12 protein-coding genes and 2 rRNA genes are annotated in these 20,331 nt (G+C 68.0%); all 14 read left to right on the top strand.

The window, feature by feature from the left end; genetic code table 11:
- Positions 1-361 precede the first annotated feature (361 nt).
- A 23S ribosomal RNA gene (locus ABFX55_RS23700) occupies positions 362-3,473 on the top strand.
- A 58-nt stretch (positions 3,474-3,531) separates the two neighbouring features.
- Positions 3,532-3,648 (top strand): 5S ribosomal RNA (gene rrf, locus ABFX55_RS23695).
- Between the two features lie 224 nt (positions 3,649-3,872).
- Complete coding sequence (locus tag ABFX55_RS23690) at positions 3,873-5,192, top strand: bifunctional folylpolyglutamate synthase/dihydrofolate synthase (RefSeq protein ID WP_346124385.1); 1,320 nt, start codon at positions 3,873-3,875, stop codon at positions 5,190-5,192.
- A complete protein-coding gene (locus tag ABFX55_RS23685; protein ID WP_346124383.1) occupies positions 5,189-5,530 on the top strand; it encodes a DUF4233 domain-containing protein in 342 nt (113 codons plus the stop codon). Before ABFX55_RS23690 ends, ABFX55_RS23685 begins: the two co-directional genes overlap by 4 nt.
- Positions 5,531-5,541: 11 nt before the next feature.
- Positions 5,542-7,671 carry a hypothetical protein gene (locus tag ABFX55_RS23680; protein WP_346124381.1) on the top strand — a complete coding sequence of 710 codons (2,130 nt, stop codon included), beginning with the start codon at positions 5,542-5,544 and terminating at the stop codon, positions 7,669-7,671.
- A 100-nt stretch (positions 7,672-7,771) separates the two neighbouring features.
- The gene (gene ndk, locus ABFX55_RS23675) at positions 7,772-8,182 is read left to right on the top strand and encodes a nucleoside-diphosphate kinase (protein WP_346124379.1); all 411 of its coding nucleotides are present in this window, start codon (positions 7,772-7,774) and stop codon (positions 8,180-8,182) included.
- 559 nt (positions 8,183-8,741) lie between these two features.
- Complete coding sequence (locus ABFX55_RS23670; RefSeq protein WP_346124377.1) at positions 8,742-9,773, top strand: rod shape-determining protein; 1,032 nt, start codon at positions 8,742-8,744, stop codon at positions 9,771-9,773.
- A 1-nt stretch (position 9,774) separates the two neighbouring features.
- Positions 9,775-10,653: a rod shape-determining protein MreC gene (gene mreC, locus ABFX55_RS23665; protein ID WP_346124375.1), complete on the top strand. Its 879-nt coding sequence runs from the start codon at positions 9,775-9,777 to the stop codon at positions 10,651-10,653.
- On the top strand, positions 10,650-11,114 hold the full coding sequence (gene mreD, locus ABFX55_RS23660; RefSeq protein ID WP_183647458.1) for a rod shape-determining protein MreD: 465 nt from the start codon (positions 10,650-10,652) through the stop codon (positions 11,112-11,114). Before mreC ends, mreD begins: the two co-directional genes overlap by 4 nt.
- A gap of 5 nt (positions 11,115-11,119) precedes the next feature.
- Positions 11,120-13,144, top strand: coding sequence for a penicillin-binding protein 2 (mrdA, locus tag ABFX55_RS23655; RefSeq protein ID WP_346124373.1), 2,025 nt, complete (start codon positions 11,120-11,122; stop codon positions 13,142-13,144).
- On the top strand, positions 13,141-14,301 hold the full coding sequence (gene rodA / locus ABFX55_RS23650) for a rod shape-determining protein RodA (RefSeq protein WP_346124371.1): 1,161 nt from the start codon (positions 13,141-13,143) through the stop codon (positions 14,299-14,301). The genes mrdA and rodA overlap by 4 nt, the downstream gene beginning before the upstream one ends.
- Positions 14,302-14,321: 20 nt before the next feature.
- On the top strand, positions 14,322-16,232 hold the full coding sequence (locus ABFX55_RS23645) for a TIGR03960 family B12-binding radical SAM protein (protein WP_346124370.1): 1,911 nt from the start codon (positions 14,322-14,324) through the stop codon (positions 16,230-16,232).
- Between the two features lie 93 nt (positions 16,233-16,325).
- On the top strand, positions 16,326-17,084 hold the full coding sequence (locus ABFX55_RS23640; protein ID WP_346124368.1) for a TIGR03936 family radical SAM-associated protein: 759 nt from the start codon (positions 16,326-16,328) through the stop codon (positions 17,082-17,084).
- A gap of 226 nt (positions 17,085-17,310) precedes the next feature.
- A complete protein-coding gene (locus ABFX55_RS23635) occupies positions 17,311-20,109 on the top strand; it encodes an Rne/Rng family ribonuclease (RefSeq protein ID WP_346124366.1) in 2,799 nt (932 codons plus the stop codon).
- Positions 20,110-20,331 lie beyond the last annotated feature (222 nt).

Raw genomic sequence — 20,331 nt, 5'->3', positions numbered from 1 at the left:
CTAAGGAGCACCGACTGATCTTTGATCGGTCTACGTCGAGGTCATCAGCGAACGTCTGATGCTCGGCAGCTCATTAGTGGAGCACTGGCTACTCAACCAGGTTTGGTTGCCTGCGGGTTAGTACCGCCTTCTTCGGAGGGAGTGGGAACGGCCGTGAGGGGGCTTGGACTGGTTGGACACACTGTTGGGTCCTGAGGAAACGGACCGGATCGTAGAGGCCACCCGCTGCGGGTTTCGCATGGTGGCCTGATCCGTCTGTTCCGCCTCATACAGGATCATTGAACGATCGGGTTTTTGCCGGGTCGGGATGTGGTTGCTGTTTGTTGTTTGAGATTTGCATAGTGGACGCGAGCATCTTTGTGGCCAAGTTTTTTAGGGCACACGGTGGATGCCTTGGCATCAGGAGCCGATGAAGGACGTGGGAGGCTGCGTTAAGCCTCGGGGAGTCGCCAACCAGACGTTGATCCGGGGATGTCCGAATGGGGAAACCTAGCACCAGTCATGTGGTGTTGCCTCCGCCTGAATGTATAGGGCGGTTGGTGGTAACGCGGGGAAGTGAAACATCTCAGTACCCGTAGGAAGAGAAAACAACAGTGATTCCGTGAGTAGTGGTGAGCGAAAGCGGATGAGGCTAAACCGGGCATGTGTGATAGCCGGCAGGCGTTGCATGTTCGGGGTCGTGGGACCCTCTGGTGGTTTCTGCCGAGACCACAAACAGTGAGAAATCGATGGGGTAGTTGAAAGCTCTGGGAAGGGCTGCCGTAGACCGTGAGAGCCGGGTAGGCGAAACCTTGTCGACTGTTTGAGGGGATCCCAAGTAGCACGGGGCCCGAGAAATCCTGTGTGAATCTGCCAGGACCACCTGGTAAGCCTAAATACTCCCTGATGACCGATAGTGCACTAGTACCGTGAGGGAAAGGTGAAAAGTGCCCCGGTGAGGGGTCGTGAAATAGTACCTGAAACCGTGTGCCTACAAGCCGTAGGAGCTTAGCTGGGCTTGCTCAGCTGTGATGTGACTGCGTGCCTTTTGAAGAATGAGCCTGCGAGTTATGGTGTGTGGCGAGGTTAACCCGTGTGGGGGAGCCGTAGCGAAAGCGAGTCTGAATAGGGCGTTTGAGTCGCATGCTGTAGACCCGAAGCGGAGTGATCTACGCATGGGCAGGTTGAAGCGAGGGTAAGACCTCGTGGAGGACCGAACCCACCAGGGTTGAAAACCTGGGGGATGACCTGTGTGTAGGGGTGAAAGGCCAATCAAACTCCGTGATAGCTGGTTCTCCCCGAAATGCATTTAGGTGCAGCGTCACGTGTTTCTTGCCGGAGGTAGAGCACTGGATGGCCGATGGGCCCGACAAGGTTACTGACGTCAGCCAAACTCCGAATGCCGGTAAGTGAGAGCGTGGCAGTGAGACTGCGGGGGATAAGCTCCGTAGTCGAGAGGGAAACAGCCCAGATCACCGACTAAGGCCCCTAAGCGTGTGCTAAGTGGGAAAGGATGTGGAGTCGCAGAGACAACCAGGAGGTTGGCTTAGAAGCAGCCACCCTTGAAAGAGTGCGTAATAGCTCACTGGTCAAGTGATTCCGCGCCGACAATGTAGCGGGGCTCAAGTACACCGCCGAAGTCGTGGCATTGATGAGAACTTGTTCTTGTTGATGGGTAGGGGAGCGTCGTGCAGCCGGCGAAGCAGCAGAGTGATCTAGTTGTGGAGGCTGTGCGAGTGAGAATGCAGGCATGAGTAGCGAATGCAGGGTGAGAAACCCTGCCGCCGAATGACCAAGGGTTCCTGGGCCAGGCTAATCCGCCCAGGGTAAGTCGGGACCTAAGGCGAGGCCGACAGGCGTAGTCGATGGACAACGGGTTGATATTCCCGTACCCGCTTTAACACGCCCATATCGAACCTCGTGATGCTAAGAGTCCTTAAGCCCCGCAGCGTCCTTCGGGACAAGTGGTGAGGCTGAACGCTCGATCCGATCGGGTAGTAGGTAAGCGATGGGGTGACGCAGGAAGGTAGTCCAACCCAGGCGATGGTTGTTCCTGGGGTAAGCATGTAGGGAGTGTCGTAGGCAAATCCGCGACGCATTGATCCTGAGATGTGATGCCGAGCCGATTGTGGCGAAGTGGATGATCCTATGCTGCCGAGAAAAGCCTCTAGCGAGTGTTGTGGCGGCCCGTACCCTAAACCGACTCAGGTGGTCAGGTAGAGAATACCAAGGCGATCGGGTGAACTGTGGTTAAGGAACTCGGCAAATTGCCCCCGTAACTTCGGGAGAAGGGGGACCTCTGCTGGTGACGAAACTAGCTTTCTGAGCTGGTGGGGGTCGCAGTGGCCAGGGGGAAGCGACTGTTTACTAAAAACACAGGTCCGTGCGAAGTCGTAAGACGATGTATACGGACTGACGCCTGCCCGGTGCCGGAACGTTAAGGGGACCGCTTAGCTGTGGCAACACAGCGAAGGTGAGAACTTAAGCGCCGGTAAACGGCGGTGGTAACTATAACCATCCTAAGGTAGCGAAATTCCTTGTCGGGTAAGTTCCGACCTGCACGAATGGCGTAACGACTTCCCCGCTGTCTCAACCGCAGACCCGGCGAAATTGCACTACGAGTAAAGATGCTCGTTACGCGCAGCAGGACGGAAAGACCCCGGGACCTTCACTACAGCTTGACATTGGCGTTTGGAACGTCTTGTGTAGGATAGGTGGGAGACTGTGAAGCTCGGACGCTAGTTCGGGTGGAGTCATTGGTGAAATACCACTCTGGTCGTTTTGAACGTCTAACTCTGGTCCGTGATCCGGATCGGGGACAGTGTCTGGTGGGTAGTTTAACTGGGGCGGTTGCCTCCTAAAGAGTAACGGAGGCGCCCAAAGGTTCCCTCAGCCTGGTTGGCAATCAGGTGTTGAGTGTAAGTGCACAAGGGAGCTTGACTGTGAGACTGACGGGTCGAGCAGGAGCGAAAGCTGGGACTAGTGATCCGGCGGTGGCATGTGGAAGCGCCGTCGCTCAACGGCTAAAAGGTACCCCGGGGATAACAGGCTGATCTTCCCCAAGAGTCCATATCGACGGGATGGTTTGGCACCTCGATGTCGGCTCGTCGCATCCTGGGGCTGGAGTAGGTCCCAAGGGTTGGGCTGTTCGCCCATTAAAGCGGTACGCGAGCTGGGTTTAGAACGTCGCGAGACAGTTCGGTCCCTATCCGCTGCGCGCGCAGGAGACTTGAAAGGGGCTGTCCCTAGTACGAGAGGACCGGGACGGACGAACCTCTGGTGTGCCAGTTGTACCGCCAGGTGCACGGCTGGTTGGCTACGTTCGGAAGGGATAACCGCTGAAAGCATCTAAGCGGGAAGCTCGCCTTGAGATGAGGTCTCCCACCACGTTGTGTGGGTAAGGCTCCCGGTAGACGACCGGGTTGATAGGCCGGAGGTGGAAGCACGGTAACGTGTGGAGCTGACCGGTACTAATAGGCCGAGGACTTGACCACAAAGCTTTTTGCTCGCGTCCACTAGGCAATTCTGAGACAACAAATGGTCTCGTAGGGTTGCGGCGGTTATAGCGTAGAGGAAACACCCGGTTACATTCCGAACCCGGAAGTTAAGCTCTGCAGCGCCGATGGTACTGCACTCGGGAGGGTGTGGGAGAGTAGGTCGCCGCCGCGCAATCTTTGTATGGAAGGGCTTCACCCGTTGGGTGGGGCCCTTTCTGCATTTCCGAGGTCTCTTCTGTTGTCCGGGCGGGCTTCGGATGCGTGCGCTCTTTCCGTCTGCTCGCGTCTCTCCGCGCTGCACCCAGACCGTGCGAGCGCGGGGCGTGGGGAAGGCCGGGTGGCGCACGCGGTGCGGGCGGGGGAAGGGCGGGCGGTACGAGCGGATAGGCTTGTCAGGTGGATTATCGTGCGGTCGAGCGGGCCATCTTGGAACGCGGCGTCGAGTGGGACTTCGAGCCGACGCTGGACAGAATCGTGGCCCTTCTGGACCTGCTCGGCTCCCCGCAACAGGCCTACCCCGTCGTGCACATCGCGGGAACGAACGGCAAGACCAGCACGGCGCGGCTGACCGAGGTGCTGCTCAGGGAGCGCAACCTGCGGGTCGGGCGGTTCACGAGCCCGCACCTGATCTCGATGCGCGAGCGCATCGTGGTCGACGGCGAGCCGTTGAGCGAGGAGCGGTTCGCGGAGGTGTACGAGGAGATCGCCCCGTACGTCGAGCTGACCGACACCCAGGGCCGGCGCATCCAGTTCTTCGAGTTGCTGACGGCCATGGCGTACGCCGCCTTCGCGGACACACCGGTCGACGTCGCGGTGATCGAGACGGGGATGGGCGGCAGCTGGGACGCCACCAACGTGGTGGAGTCTGCCGTCTCCATCATCACGCCGATCTCGCTGGACCACACCGACAGGCTCGGGCCCGACATCCCCTCCATCGCGGGGGAGAAGGCGGGCATCATCAAGGCGGGCTCCACCACGATCTTCGCCCAGCAGGACCTGGAGGCCGCCGAGGTGCTCATGCGCAGGGCGGTCGAGGTGGGCGCCGTCGTGGCGCGCGAGGGGCTCGAGTTCGGTGTGCTGAGCCGGGAGGTGGCGCTCGGCGGGCAGCTGCTCACCCTGCGCGGCCTCAAGGGCGTCTACGAGGACGTCTACCTCCCCCTGTACGGCGCGCACCAGGCGAGCAACGCCGTGTGCGCCCTGGCGGCCGTGGAGGCCCTCACAGGGGGTGACGACCCGCTCGACGTCGAGCTCGTGCGGCAGGCCTTCGCCCAGGCGTCCTCGCCCGGACGGCTGGAAGTGGTCCGCACGAGTCCCACGGTCATCATCGACGCCGCCCACAACCCCGGAGGCATGGAGGCCACGCTCGACGGCCTGCACGAGTCCTTCGACTTCGCCAAGGTGATCGGCGTCGTGGCGGTCATGGCGGACAAGGACGTCAGCGCGCTCCTCGAGCTCCTGGAGCCGATACTGGAGGAGATCGTCGTCACCCGTAACTCCTCGCCCCGCTCGATGCCCCTGGAGGAACTGGCCGAGCTGGCCGTGGGCATGTTCGGCGAGGACCGCGTCCACGTGGTCGAACGGCTCGACGACGCCATCGACAGGGGCATCGGCATCGCCGACGCGGCCGGCGAGTTCAGCGGCACCGGCGTGCTCATCACCGGCTCCGTGGTCACCGCGGGCGACGCGCGCCTGCTGCTGAAGGTGGACAGGCCATGAACTTCGAGGTGACCCCCGGCATGCGGCGGCTGGGCGCGAGCGTCCTCGGCATGCAGGCGATCGTGGTGGCGCTGATCACCCCGGTGGCCATCAGGATCCAGGGCGTTGCCGTGCCCGTGGCCGTCACTGTGGGCATCGGGCTGGCCGTGCTCTGCGTGGTCGCCGCGGGGCTGCTCAAGCGGCCCTCCGGGTACGTGGTCGGCAGCCTGGTGCAGGTGCTGGCCATCGCCACGGGCTTCCTCGTGCCCATGATGTTCTTCCTCGGGGCGATCTTCGCGGCGCTGTGGATCACGGCGATATTCGTCGCTCGCCGTGTCGAAGGCGTGACTTCCCGCTAAAGTCGGCGAACATGGCCGTCCCCCCCATCGAGCGGTCCCAGGCCGTCGGCCTCGCCGGACCCCTCACAGGCACCAGGTACTCCTGGCTGCTTGACCTCATACTCGGGCTGCTGATCGTCGCGGCGCTGCCCCTGGCGATCCTCGCGATCCCCAACACCGTCTCGCTCGTCGCCGGGCTGCTGCCCGCCGACATGGACAAGCTCGGCCTCATCAGGGCACACGGGCTCGCCCTGCCCGCGATGATGCTCACAGTGCCGCTCGCCGCGGTGCTGGTGCAGCGCATGAAGGCGGCGCCCATCCTGCTCGTCGGCCTGGCCGTGCTGGCGGCGGCCGACGCGGCGGGCGGGTTCGCGGGCTCCGCGCTCGTCGTGGGCGTGCTGCGAGTCGTCCACGGGGTGGGCGCCGGCCTGCTGATCCCCGCGCTGCTGATGGCGGCCTGGGAACGGGCGCCGCTGCTGCGGGCGCTGTGGACGGGCATGCTGGCGGTCAGCCTCCTCGCCGCTCAGGCGCTGGCGCTGCTGCCGCTCGACAACGCGCGCGACTGGCGGATCACGCTGCAGCCGTACCCGATGCTGACCGGGGTCGCGCTCGCGCTGGCCGCGATCTACCTCGCGCTCAGCGTGGCGACGGGCGCCATGAGCACGCCGGGGCCCCGGGCTCTCGAGCGCAGCAAGCTGACGTTGACCGCCGTGCCCGCCGCGGGGCTGGCCGTGCTGGCCATCGGCACCACGTTCGGGTGGCCGCCTCCGCTGGTCATCCTGGCGGCGCTGTTCTCGATCGCGGCGCTGTTGACGCTGGCCTCGATGGGCACGTTCGAGGGACCCGCAGGGCGCACGTTGTCCTACGCGATGCTCGCCGTCGGCGTGGTCGTGCTGCCGACGGCCGCTCAGGTCACGTACATGGAGCTGGGCGGGGTGGGCGGTCCTGGGCTCAAGGGCCTGTGGCTGCCGTTCCTCGTCTGCGCGGTGGCGGGGGCGGTGGCGGCGCTGGTCGTCGGGCTGCTCGACAGGGCCTCGATGCAGAAGCTCTCAGGGGCCGGGCTCGTCACGGTCGTGCTGGGGTTGTGCGCGGTGCGGGTGATGGTCCCGGCCAGCGAGGGCCTCACACTGATCGTGCCGTTCGTGCTGCTGGCCGTGGGCGCGGCGGTGGCGCTGACCGCCGCGCTGCGCATGACGGGGCCAGGCGCCGCGCTCTACGGGCTGTCGCTGTGCTTCCCCGGCGTGCTGGCCGGGTACCTGCTCGGCACAGGCGTGCAGATGGTGCTGCTGGGCAGGCCGACGTCACCACAGCAGCTGGTCGACAGGTTCGTGGGCGCGCTCCACCTGTGGGTGCTCATCGCTGGGTTCCTGGTGGTGGCGGTCATCATGCTGGCGGCGCTGCTCGGACGGCGCACCGCGGTGCGGCGCTCCGGCGCTCCGGAGCCTGCCGGCGGCACGGTCTCGGAGACGCCTGAGAAGCCGGTGCCGCCCGCCGCGGCGTCCGACGTGCTGGTGGTGTCCGGGCAGACGGAGACGGCAGGGCGCAGGCCGTACGACACGTTGCCGACGGTGGACGCCACGGGCGCCGATCAACGCAACGACCTGGAGCGGCCAGGAGCCGCGGGCTCCGGCGGCAGGGCCGACGAGGCGGATGATCCTGTCGGCGCCCTGTCCGGCGGGCCGGGGGACGGATCGGCTGTGGACGAGGAGAAGGACGCTCCCACGGGAGAGATCCCCCGCGTGCCCGCCGCGCGCGTCAGGCCGTCGGCCGGGGCGGCTCACTCTTCGGCGGCCTCCGGGGAGCGCCCCTCCGGCGGCACGACGTCGGGCGAGGGCAGCTCCAGGGACGCCGTCCCACGCGACGGCGTCCCGGACGGCACCTCACCCGACGGTTCCTCGGCCGGCGGGGGTTCGACGGACGGCTCCTCGGCCGGCATGGGTTCGACGGACGGCTCCCCGGCCGGCGGGGGTTCGACGGGCGGTTCCTCGGCCCGCAGGGGTTCGGAAGACGGATCCTCCGGCGGCGGGGGCTCCGCGGACGGTTCCTCGGAGGGTGGGGGCTCGACCGGCGGCGACGAGCCTGAGCGGCCGGGTGAAGTACCAGGTTCGACACCGGTCGTCCCGCCGCCCACGCAGTCACCCGAAGACTCCGAGCCCGACTAGGTGAGCGCCGTCGAGCACGGGGAATTCGTGTGGGGGCGGTAAGCTTCGCGCGTTCGCCGCATTTCGCGACCAAGACATCCAGTTCAAAGGAGAACCACCAGTGTCCGAGCGCACTCTTGTCCTGATCAAGCCCGACGGGGTGAAGCGCGGTCTCATCGGTGACGTGATCGCTCGTATCGAGCGCAAGGGCCTCAAGATCGCGGCCATGGAGCTGCGCCACCTCGACGCCGAGACCGCCAAGGCCCACTACGCCGAGCACGCCGAGCGGCCGTTCTTCGGCGAGCTGGTGGAGTTCATCACCTCCGCGCCGCTGGTGGCACTGGTGGTCGAGGGCCCGCGCGCGATCGAGGCCTTCCGTTCGCTGGCCGGCCTGACCGACCCGGTGAAGTCGGCTCCCGGCACGATCCGCGGCGACCACGCGCTGGAGATCGGCGAGAACGTCGTCCACGGGTCCGACTCGCCTGAGTCCGCTGCCCGTGAGATCAAGATCTTCTTCCCGGACCGCTTCTAGAGGTCCCTCTGAACGCCGGCCCGCTTGGTGCGGGTCGGCGTTTTTGTTTTTCGTACGGCAAGCACAGCCAAGCGCCCCCGTGCTCACCGGCCGGGCTCTGCCCAGGGGACGCTCCTCGAGACCCGCAGGCCGGGCGCCGCTACGGACCAGGCCGGGCCCGCGGGGAAGGCTCCGGGTTGGGGAGAGCGGGGCTCAGAGCGTAGGGGAAGGCGCCCGGTTCGGGGGAACGGGGCGCGGTGGTTCCCGACGGCGGTGGGGTTGTCGGGCGCACTTTCCCTCAGTCGGATTCGGGAAAAGTGATCTCCGGCGGGCGTGGGAGAGATCTGGGCGGGGTTTGGGGTGACATTACGGTCGGTGGCACCTGGATGACCTTCCCCGCAGGCGATGGGGTGGTGCCGTTGCCGAAGTGGGCTATGTGGGCAAACGGGTGGTGGCCAAGAGGCGGGGAGTTTTTTGTGGGCCGTCAGCGGTCATTGCTCTCCCAGGTGGGTACGTCACGTTACGATTCGAATGCGATCCGTAATTATTAGCGGACGACGTTACGGAAGGCTCGTTCCCCATGGGCAGCAAGCTCGCCTTTCTCGGCCGTGACATGGCGGTCGACCTTGGCACCGCCAACACGTTGGTATACGTGCGTGGCCGCGGAATCGTGCTCAACGAGCCGTCCGTCGTCGCGATCAACACCACCACGGGCAAGATCGTGGCGGTGGGGATCGAGGCCAAGCGGATGATCGGCCGCACGCCAGGCAACATCGTCGCCGTACGACCACTCAAAGACGGAGTGATCGCCGACTTCGACGTGACAGAACGGATGTTGCGCTATTTCATCCAGCGCGTCCACAAGCGCCGGCACTTCGCCAAGCCGCGCATCATCATCGCCGTGCCCAGTGGCATCACCGGTGTCGAGCAGCGGGCGGTGAAGGAGGCCGGCTACCAGGCCGGCGCGCGCAAGGTCTACATCGTCGAGGAGCCCATGGCCGCCGCGATCGGCGCGGGACTGCCCGTGCACGAGCCGACCGGCAACATGGTCGTCGACATCGGCGGCGGCACCACCGAGGTGGCGATCATCTCGATGGGCGGCGTGGTGACCAGCCAGTCGATCAGGGTCGGCGGCGACGAGCTCGACCAGGCGGTGATCACCTTCGCCAAGAAGGAGCACTCCCTGATGCTCGGCGAGCGCACCGCCGAGGAGATCAAGATGGCGATCGGCTCGGCCCGTCCCTCTCACGACGAGCTCCACGCCGAGATCCGCGGGCGCGACCTGGTGAGCGGGCTGCCCAAGACGATCGTGGTGTCGGCGGGGGAGATCAGGAAGGCGATCGAGGAGCAGGTCAACTCCATCGTCGACGCGGTGAAGACCACGCTCGACAAGTGCCCGCCCGAGCTGTCGGGCGACCTCATGGACCGCGGCATCGCCCTGACGGGCGGCGGCGCGCTGCTCAAGGGGCTGGACGAGCGGTTGAGAGACGAGACGGGCATGCCGGTGCACATGGTGGAGAACCCGCTCGACTCGGTCGCGCTCGGCTCGGGCAAGTGCGTGGAGGAGTTCGAGGATCTCAGCTCCGTGCTCGTCCCGGAACCGCGTCACTGACATGAGGGACACGCGCCGGGCCCGGCTCATTCTCGGTCTGCTGCTCACCGCGGCACTGGTCGTCCTGACCATCGATCACCGCACGGGCGTGAGTTCGCCGCTTGGCCCCGCGCGCGGGGTCGGCGCCTCGCTGTTCGGCACGGCCGAGCAGGTCGTCACCGGCATCACGCGGCCGGTGGGGGAGTTCGTCAGCGCCGTCGCGAACTCCACCAGCGCCCAGGGCAGGATCGAGGAGCTCGAGGGGCAGAACGCCAGGCTCCGCGCCGACCTGGCGGCCTCGGCCCTCGACAAGGCCCGTTCGGCCGAGCTGCGCCGGCTGATCGGCACCTCGCAGCGCGGCGGCTTCACGGTCGTCACCGCCAGCGTGATCGCCCGCAGGGGCCATCCCGGCTTCGAGGACGCGGTCGAGATCGACGCGGGCACCGACGACGGCGTGCGGCCCGAGATGACGGTCGTCAACGCCGACGGGCTGGTCGGCAGGGTCGTGCAGGCCACGGCGCGGACCTCGACCGTGGTGCTGCTGAGCGACCCCGCCTCCTCGGCGGGCGCGCGCCTCGAGGGCGGCAACGAGATCGGCGTCATCAACGGCGTGGGCGAGTACGGCAGGCTGGTGCGTTTCCGGCTGCTCGACTCGACCGCGCAGCTCACCCCGGGCACGCGCATCGTCAGCTTCGGTTCCCAGCGCGGCGTGCCGTACGTGCCGGGGGTGCCGATCGGGGTGATCGAGCAGGTGGAGGCGACGCCGGGGGAGCTGACACGCATCGCCTACGCGCGCCCCTTCGCCAACCTCAGCGGGCTCGACGTGGTGGGTGTCGTGGTGGCCGCGCCCAAGCGCGACCCGCGCGACGCGGTACTGCCCATCAGGGACGGTCAGCGGTGATCGCCGCGATAGCGGTGGTCGCCGCCCTGCTGCTCCAGCTCACCATCGTCAACAGGCTGTCGCTCCCGGCGGGCGGCGTGCCCGATCTGGTGCTGCTCGTCGTGGTCGGCGTGGCGCTGGCCAGAGGGCCGGCCGCGGGCGCGGTGATCGGGTTCGGCACGGGGATCCTGGTCGACCTGGCGCCGCCGACCGCGCACATGCTCGGGCAGTACGCCTTCGTCTACACCGTGGTCGGCTACCTGGCGGGACGCGGCGTCGGAGGGCCGGTCTGGACCGTCGTGCTGTGCGTGCTGGCGGCGCCGCTGCTGGCCGCGGCCGTGGCGGGGCTGATCGCCGACCCTCGCGTGGCGAGCGCGTCCCTGGCGCTGTCGCTGCCGGTGACCGCGGTCTACTCATTGCTGATGGCCCCCGTGGTGGTCTGGCTGGTGGCAGGCGACCGAGCGCGGGTGATCCCGGCGTGATCCGCATGCGCACCCGACTCGTCGTGCTCCACGTGCTGGTGCTGACGATGCTCGTGGTGCTGGCCGTACGGCTGTGGCAGGTCCAGATTCTGCGCGGCGACGAGTTCGTCCACGCCGCCACGGAGACCAGGACCAGGGCCGTCGTCGTGCCGGCCGTGCGGGGGCAGATCCTCGACGCGTCGGGGCGGCCGCTGGTGCGCAACAGGACGGCGTTGGTGGTGTCGGTCGACAGGACCGAGCTCATCAGGATGAAGGACGGCGGCGCGACCGTGCTCAAGCGGCTGTCCGAGGTGCTCGGCAGCCCGGTCAAGCTGCTGGAGCGCCGCATCACGCCGTGCGGGCCGAAGGTGACAAGGCCGTGCTGGCCAGGCTCGCCGTACCAGCCGATCCCGATCGACCTGAAGGCCACCACGCGCGAGGCGCTGCAGATCCTCGAGCGTCAGGAGGAGTTCCCCGGCGTGACCGCCGAGGTGCAGGCCGTACGGGAGTATCCGGGAGGGAAGGCGGGCGCGCAGATGCTCGGCTACCTGCAGCCGGTCACCCAGGACGAGCTGGACAAGCGCGAGGGGCTGAAGGCCGGGTTCTCCGGCGTCGACCTGGTCGGCAGGGACGGCGTAGAGGCGATCTACGACCACTACCTGCGCGGGACGCCAGGCCTGCGGCGGGTGCAGGTCGACAGGATGGGCAAGGCGCTCGGCGTGGAGAAGCAGGTGGCGCCCATTCCCGGCGACACGCTCATCACCAGCGTCGACGCGCGGGTGCAGAACATCGTGGAGAAGGCCGTGGACGGGGCGATGAAGAAGGCCCCGAAGGCCGACGGCGCGGCGGGCGTCGTGCTCGACGCCCGCACCGGCAGGGTGGTGGCGCTGGCCAGCGCGCCGGGCTACGACCCTGCGATCTGGACGGGCGGCATCTCGGAGAAGGAGTACCAGCGCCTGCTGTCGGAGCGCGCGGGCAAGCCGCTGGTCTCGCGGGCCATCAAGGGGGAGTTCGCTCCGGGCTCGACGTTCAAGGTGTCGTCGGTCTCGGCGATGCTGCGCGCGGGCTACCCGATCAACGGCACGTACGGCTGTCCCGGCTCGTTCATGGTGGGCAGCAGGGCGTTCAACAACTTCCGCGGCATCGGCCTCGGCTCACTGACGCTGCACACGGCGCTGGTGAAGTCGTGCGACACGATCTTCTACAAGGCGGCCTACGAGCAGTGGATCAAGGACGGCGGACTGCGGCCCAAGAAGCCGCCGAAGGAGCGCTTCGCCAACATGGCGAGGGCCTTCGGGTTCGGCCGTCCGACGGGCATCGACCTGCCGGGCGAGTCGGCGGGGCGTATCCCCGACCGCACGTGGAAGAAGAATCTGTGGGCGGCCACGAGCGCCGACAACTGCCGCAGGGCGCGCACCGGCTACCCGGAGGTCACCGACAGGTCGCGAGCGGCCTTCCTCAAGCAGCTGGCCCACGAGAACTGCCTGGAGGGGTACCTGCTGCGTCCCGGTGACGCGGCCAACTTCTCCATCGGGCAGGGCGACGTGCTGGTCACACCGCTGCAGCTGGCCTCCGCCTACGCGGCGCTGGTCAGCGACGGCAAACTGCGCAGCCCCAGGATCGGATGGGCGCTGGTACGGCCGGGCGGCCAGGTGGTCAAGCGCATCGACGTCCCCGTCAGGGGCAAGCTGCCGCTGAGCCCGAGCGAGCGGGCCTACATCAAGAACGCCCTCAGCCAGGTGGCCTCGGACGGCACCGCGGCGGGCGCGTTCGCGGGCTTCCCGATGGACAAGGTGAAGGTCGGCGGCAAGACCGGCACGGCCGAGGTGTGGGGCAAGGCCGACACCTCCTGGTTCGCCTCGTTCGCCCCGACCTCCAAGCCGCGGTTCGTGATCGTGGTCATGGTCTCGCAGGGCGGCATGGGCGGTTCCACGGCGGCGCCCGCCGTACGGGAGATCTACGAGGGCATCTACGGCCTCAAGGGGCAGCCTCCCGCGATCCCCGACACCAAGCTGCCGACCATCAGGAGCGACGGCACGGTGGCGCGATGATGGACCGCACGCTCCTGGAGCGCCGTCATCCCTTCGCCCGCGCGGTGGGCGCGCAGTCGAACATGTGGCGCATCGACTGGGTGCTGCTGGTGGCGGTCGCCGCGTTGTGCGTGATCGGCACGCTGCTGGTGTGGTCCTCGACCCGCACCTGGGCGTCCGGCTCCACGGGGCTGGTCAAGAAGCACATGCTCAACCTGGCGATCGGCGCGGTCCTGTGCGGGCTGGTGACGATGGTCGACCACCGGCTGCTGCGGGCCTACGCGCCCGTGGTCTATCTGGTGACGCTGATCGGGCTGGTGCTGGTCGTCACCCCGGTCGGCACGACGGTCAACGGGTCGCACTCGTGGATCATGCTGGGTGGCGGGTTCGCGATCCAGCCGTCGGAGTTCGCCAAGCTGGGCCTGGTGCTGATGCTGGCGATGCTGCTGGCCCAGCCCGCCGAGGGCAGCGACAGGCCGCGCGCGCTCGACGTGGTGCTGTCGCTGCTGTCAGCGGTGGTGGCGATGGGCCTGGTCATGCTCCAGCCCGACCTCGGCACCACGCTGGTGCTCGCGGTGATCATCGCGGGTGCGCTGATCCTCGGGGGCGTGCAGAAGCGGTGGATCCTGCTGCTGGCCTTCTCCGTGGTGGTGGCGGCGGTGGCGGTGTGGCTGCTCGATCTGCTGGAGCCGTACCAGGTGGCCCGGTTCACCGCCTTCATCGACCCCGGCGTCGACCCGCGTGGGGTGGGCTACAACAGCACCCAGTCGCTGATCGCGATCGGCTCGGGCGAGCTGTTCGGCAAGGGGCTGTTCGAGGGCGGGCAGACGACCGGCAGGTTCGTGCCCGAGCAGCACACCGACTTCATCTTCACGGTGGCGGGCGAGGAGTTCGGCTTCCTCGGCTCGGTCACGGTGGTGGTCCTGCTGGGCGTGGTGCTGCTGCGCGGGCTGCACATCGCCAAGCAGTGCGACGACCGATTCGGCACGCTGGTGGCGGGCTCGATCGTGTGCTGGCTGGGCTTCCAGTCGTTCGTGAACATCGGGATGACGGTCGGAATCATGCCGATCACCGGCCTGCCGCTGCCGTTCGTCTCCTACGGCGGCACCTCCACCTTCGCCAACCTGATAGCCGTCGGGTTCCTCCAGGCGATCCGGATCAGGGAACAGTCCTTCTGACACCGACTACCCTTGGTGCTATGTCTGTCGAGTCACTGTTCCCACGCCTGGAAGCGCTGCTGCCCAAGGTGCAGAAGCCGATCCAGTACGTCGGGGGTGAGCTCAACTCGACGGTGAAGGACTGGGACGACGCCTCCGTGCGCTGGGCGCTCATGTACCCCGACGCCTACGAGGTGGGCCTGCCCAACCAGGGCGTGGCGATTCTCTACGAGATCCTCAACGAGCTGCCCGACACGCTGGCCGAGCGTACGTACTCGGTCTGGCCCGACCTCGAGGCGCTCATGCGCGCCGAGGGCGTGCCGCAGTTCACCGTGGACGGCCACCGCCCCGTGCGCGCCTTCGACGTGCTCGGCGTCTCGTTCTCCACCGAGCTGGGCTACACCAACATGCTGACCGCGCTCGACCTGGCGGGCATCCCGCTCGCCGCCGTCGACCGCGGTGACGACGACCCGATCGTGCTGGCCGGCGGGCACGCCGCCTTCAACCCCGAGCCGATCGCCGACTTCCTCGACGCGGCCGTGCTCGGCGACGGCGAGCAGATCGCCATCGCCATCAGCGAGGTCGTCCGCGAGTGGAAGTCCGAGGGCAGCCCAGGAGGGCGCGACGAGCTGCTCATGCGGCTGGCCGAGTCCGGCGGGGTCTATGTGCCCAAGTTCTACGACGTCGAGTACCACCCCGACGGGCGCATCAAGCGTGTCGCGCCCAACAGGCCCAACGTGCCGTGGCGGGTGCACAAGCACACCGTCATGGACCTCGACGAGTGGCCGTACCCGAAGAAGCCGCTGGTCCCGCTGGCCGAGACGGTCCACGAGCGCTTCAGCGTCGAGATCTTCAGGGGCTGCACCCGCGGCTGCAGGTTCTGCCAGGCCGGCATGATCACCCGCCCGGTCCGCGAGCGGTCGATCACCACGATCGGCGCGATGGTCGAGAACGGCATCCGCGAGTCGGGCTTCAACGAGGTCGGGCTGCTGTCGCTGTCGTCGGCCGACCACTCCGAGATCGGCGCGGTCGCCAAGGGCCTGGCCGATCGCTACGAGGGCACGAACACCTCGCTCTCGCTGCCTTCGACCAGGGTCGACGCCTTCAACATCGATCTGGCCAACGAGTTCTCGCGCAACGGCCGCCGCTCCGGCCTGACCTTCGCTCCTGAGGGCGGCTCCGAGCGCATGCGCAAGGTGATCAACAAGATGGTCACCGAGGAAGACCTGATCCGCACCGTCACCACGGCCTACAGCCAGGGCTGGCGGCAGGTGAAGCTCTACTTCATGTGCGGCCTGCCCACCGAGCGCGACGAAGACGTGATGGGCATCGCCGACCTGGCCAAGAAGGTCATCAAGGCCGGCAGGGAGGCGACGGGTTCGCGCGACATCCGCTGCACGGTCTCCATCGGCGGGTTCGTGCCCAAGCCGCACACCCCGTTCCAGTGGGCCGCGCAGGCCGACCACGAGACCGTCGACCGGCGGCTCAGGGCGCTGCGCGAGTCACTGCGTGGTGACAGGGAGTACGGCAAGGCCATCGGCTACCGTTACCACGACGGCAAGCCCTCGATCGTGGAAGGCCTGCTCTCGCGCGGCGACCGCAGGGTCGGCGCGGTCATCAGGGCGGTCTGGGAGGACGGCGGCCGTTTCGACGGCTGGAGCGAGCACTTCTCCTACGAACGCTGGATGGCGGCGGCCGAGAAGACCGGGGTCGGGGTCGACTGGTACACCACGCGCGAGCGCGAGGAGAACGAGGTCCTTCCGTGGGACCACCTCGACGCGGGTCTCGACCGCGAGTGGCTCTGGCAGGACTGGAAGGACGCCGTCAACGAGACGGAGGTCGAGGACTGCCGGTGGACTCCGTGCTACGACTGCGGTGTCTGCCCCACGATGGGCACCGAGATCCAGATCGGTCCCACAGGTAAGAAACTGCTGCCGCTTACTGTGGTATAGACACGGCCTTATCCTGGAACCAAGAAACTCTGACACGGGAAGGAAGACGACGCTCTGAAGCCTGTTCCCGAGGGGCCTCCGCCCGCGCCGACGGTGCAGCGCGTACGCGTGCGCTACGCCAAGCGCGGTCGCCTGCGCTTCACCAGCCACCGCGACATCTCGCGGGCCGTCGAGAGGGCGGTCCGCCGTGCCGGCATTCCGGTCGCTTTCAGCGCGGGTTTCTCTCCCCATCCGAAGATCTCCTACGCGGGGGCGGCGCCGACCGGTGTCGCCAGCGAGGCCGAATATCTCGAGCTCGGTCTGACCGAGCCGTGCGATCCCGACAGGATCCGCGCGCAGCTCGACGCCTCGCTCCCTCCCGGCCTCGACGTGATCGACGTCGTCGAGGCGCGTTCGGGAGCGCTCGCCGACCGGCTGGAGGGATCGGCATGGGAGCTGAGGCTGCCAGGCGCCGACGCCGAGCTCGCGCGCATGGCGGTGGAGAAGTTCCTCGCCGCCGGCACCGTCGAGGTCGAACGCCTCACCAAGAAGGGGATGCGGCGTTTCGACGCCCGCGAGGCGGTGCTGACACTGGCTTCAGAAGGAACTGCAGCTCAGGTGCCCGGACAGTCGTGTGTCATACTGCGCATGGTTGTTCGGCACATGACGCCTGCCGTTCGACCCGACGACGTGCTCACGGGCCTGCGCCTTGTGGCCGACTTCGCGCCGCCGGTCCCCCCCGAGGTGACCAGGCTGGCGCAGGGGCCGCTCGACGCGGTATCCGGTGAACCCGCCGACCCGCTCGACCTTGACCGCGACACGATGCGCGGCGGCGAAGCGGAGCCGGCAGGCGCGCACGGCGCCGGTCAATGAGGAATGTGCTGAGGGACCGCCGTCACTCGTGACATGGCGGTCCGATGAGCCCGTCCTCATGGATTGGGAAGGCTTTGCGAGCCCCGCACGGTGGCGGGGTTCGGAGGGCTCGACCGCTGACAGGACTTGGCGCCCGCGCCTTTCGCAAGGTGCGGGCGGACAACGAGACACGATGGCTCCTGCGCGGCGCGGCGACGCGCCCGGGGGCTGACGGGAGAGCGCCCGCATGCTCGACAACGAGCCCAACGCCGGGGCCCATGGCCCTGACGGGGACACAACACAACAGCCCACCACGCCCAAGCGCCGGCGCGCGGCGAGCAGGCCCGCGGGCCCGCCGCCGGAGATCGACGAGGCTCCCGCGGTAGTGGTCACCACGCAGGCTTCCGGGGGTCCGGGGGCCGCGTCAACCGATTTTCCGGCAGCCGACGGCGGGGCAGGCGGAGCGTCCGTGACGACGACTTCTGGCACGGCCGGCGTCGTCGAGGAGGCCGTGGCCGAGGCCGTCGAGGAGCCCGCGCCCAAGCGGGCCACCAGGTCCAGGTCGACCGCCACCACGACCACGCGCCGCCGTACCAGCAAGAAGGCCGCAGAGGCCGCTGAGAGCGCGACTGAGGCCGTGCCTGCGCAGGTCGTGGCCGGCGACACCGGGGCGGAGGCCGCAGGCCCCCTCGCCGAGCAGAAGGCCGAGCAGGCCGTCGCGGAGGAGGCCGCGCCCAAGCGGCGCCGCACCCGCAAGAAGGCGGAACCCGAGCCGGCGCCCGAGCAGGAGCCCGAGTCGCCGGTCGAGGCCGTCGTCGCCGAGGAACTGCTCGAGACGCTGCCGGAGAGCGAGCCGCTCGACGACGAGCCCGCCGGTGAGGACCTCGACGAGGAGCCGGTCACCAGGCCCGCGCTGTTCGTCGACCCGTTCGGGCTCTCGCCGCAGGCGGCTCAGGAGACCGGCGCCGCCTTCCAGCGTCCCGCCGCCGTCTTCACCCCGCTGTTCCAGGCGCCCGACCCGAGCCAGGCCCAGGCTGTCAGGGTCGAGCCGCCGCAGCCGGTGAAGCCGCCGCAGGCCGACGAGGCCGACTCGCAGTTCGGCGAGGAGCAGGCCGAGGAGACCGACGAGGACGTCGACACCGACGACACCGACCACGAGGACGACGGCGGCAGCCGTCGCCGTCGCCGCCGCAGGGGCGGCAGGGGCAGGGGCAAGTCGCGTGAGCGCGACGACGAGTCCGACTCCGACGACTCCGACGAGCAGGAGGAGTCCGACGACAGCGGCGAGGAGGCCGAGGAGGCCCACGCCGAGGAGGAGGAGAGCTCCAGCTCGCGCCGTCGCAGGCGCAGGCGGCGCAGGGGCGGCGACGAGGTCGCCGAGGTGGCCACCGACGACCCGCCCAACACCGTCGTGCGCATCCGCGCGCCGCGCACCGGCAGGTCGAGCGCGCTCGACACCTCCGCCGACGGCGTGCAGAGCGTGCGCGGCTCGACCCGCCTCGAGGCCAAGAAGCAGCGCCGCCGCGAGGGGCGCGAGCTGGGCCGCCGCAGGCCGCCGATCATCACCGAGTCGGAGTTCCTCGCCAGGCGCGAGTCCGTCGACAGGATGATGGTGGTGCGCCGCAACGGCGACCGCACCCAGATCGCGGTCCTCGAGGACGGCATCCTCGTCGAGCACTACGTCAACCGCGAGGCCAGCCAGTCGTACGTGGGCAACGTCTACCTCGGCAAGGTGCAGAACGTGCTGCCCTCGATGGAGGCGGCCTTCGTCGACATCGGCAAGGGGCGCAACGCCGTCCTGTACGCCGGTGAGGTGAACTTCGACACCGCGGGGCTCGAGGGCCAGCCCAAGCGCATCGAGGCGGCGCTGAAGTCGGGCCAGTCGGTCCTGGTGCAGGTCACCAAGGACCCGATGGGTCACAAGGGCGCCAGGCTCACCAGCCAGATCTCGCTGCCGGGCCGCTACCTGGTCTACGTGCCCGACGGGTCGATGACCGGCATCAGCCGCAAGCTGCCCGACAAGGAGCGCACGCGGCTCAAGAGCATCCTGAAGAAGGTCATGCCGGAGAACGCCGGCGTGATCGTGCGCACGGCCGCGGAGGGCGCCTCCGAGGAGGAGCTCGGCCGCGACGTGGCCAGGCTGTCGGCGCAGTGGGAGGCCATCCAGAAGAAGGCCAAGTCCGCCAGCCCGCCCGAGCTGCTGTCCTCCGAGCCCGACCTGACCATCAGGGTCGTCCGCGACGTGTTCAACGAGGACTTCTCCTCGCTGGTCGTGCAGGGCGAGGACGCGTGGGACACGGTCGAGGAGTACGTCAAGTACGTCGCGCCGCACCTGGCCGACCGGCTGGGCAGGTGGGACGAGGACGGCGACGTCTTCGAGACCTACAGGATCGACGAGCAGCTGGCCAAGGCGATGGAGCGCAAGGTGTGGCTGCCCTCGGGCGGCTCGCTGGTGATCGACCGCACCGAGGCGATGACCGTCGTCGACGTCAACACCGGCAAGTTCACCGGGCAGGGCGGCAACCTCGAGGAGACCGTCACCCGCAACAACCTGGAGGCGGCCGAGGAGATCGTCCGCCAGCTCAGGCTGCGCGACATCGGCGGCATCATCGTCATCGACTTCATCGACATGGTCCTGGAGTCCAACCGCGACCTGGTGCTGCGGCGGATGCTCGAGTGCCTGGCGCGCGACAGGACCAAGCACCAGGTCGCGGAGGTCACCTCGCTCGGTCTGGTCCAGATGACCCGTAAGAGGGTCGGACAGGGCCTGCTGGAGGCCTTCTCGACGCCGTGTGAGTGCTGCAACGGGCGGGGCCTGATCGTCTCGGCCGAGCCGGTCGAGGGCAAGCCGGAGCCGCGCGGCACGCAGGGCAAGATGGCGGTGGAGAAGGCGGTCGCCGAGAAGGTCTCCGCGGCCAACGACTCCGCCAGCCGTGATACCGTGACCGGTGCGCTTGAAGACGTTCCGGGCTCGGAGGACGACCAGGCGAACCAGACTTCCGGCAGGGGGCGGAGACGCTCCCGCCGTGCCAAGTCGGCCGATTAGCGCCGTCTTCGGCGGCGCCCCGCCCCAGCGGGGCGCCAACCGGGCCGGCTTTTCCCACATGGCGGCGTGACCTCCCCTCCGGGGGTGGGGCGCCACCGGGTTGGGCCGGCTTGTCCGACGATCCGACCGGTTCGACCGGGGGCCGGGAATCCGGTAACCTAGTCAATCGGTGCGTCCGGTGACGCGCCCTGTTCGCGCGCCCACTCGGTTCGTCGTTTCCAG

Source organism: Nonomuraea roseola (genome assembly GCF_039535395.1).
GTDB classification, from domain to species: Bacteria; Actinomycetota; Actinomycetes; order Streptosporangiales; family Streptosporangiaceae; genus Nonomuraea; species Nonomuraea roseola.
The sequence above is the reverse complement of the archived record's forward strand: the minus strand, read 5'-3'. Positions and strand labels throughout refer to the sequence as shown.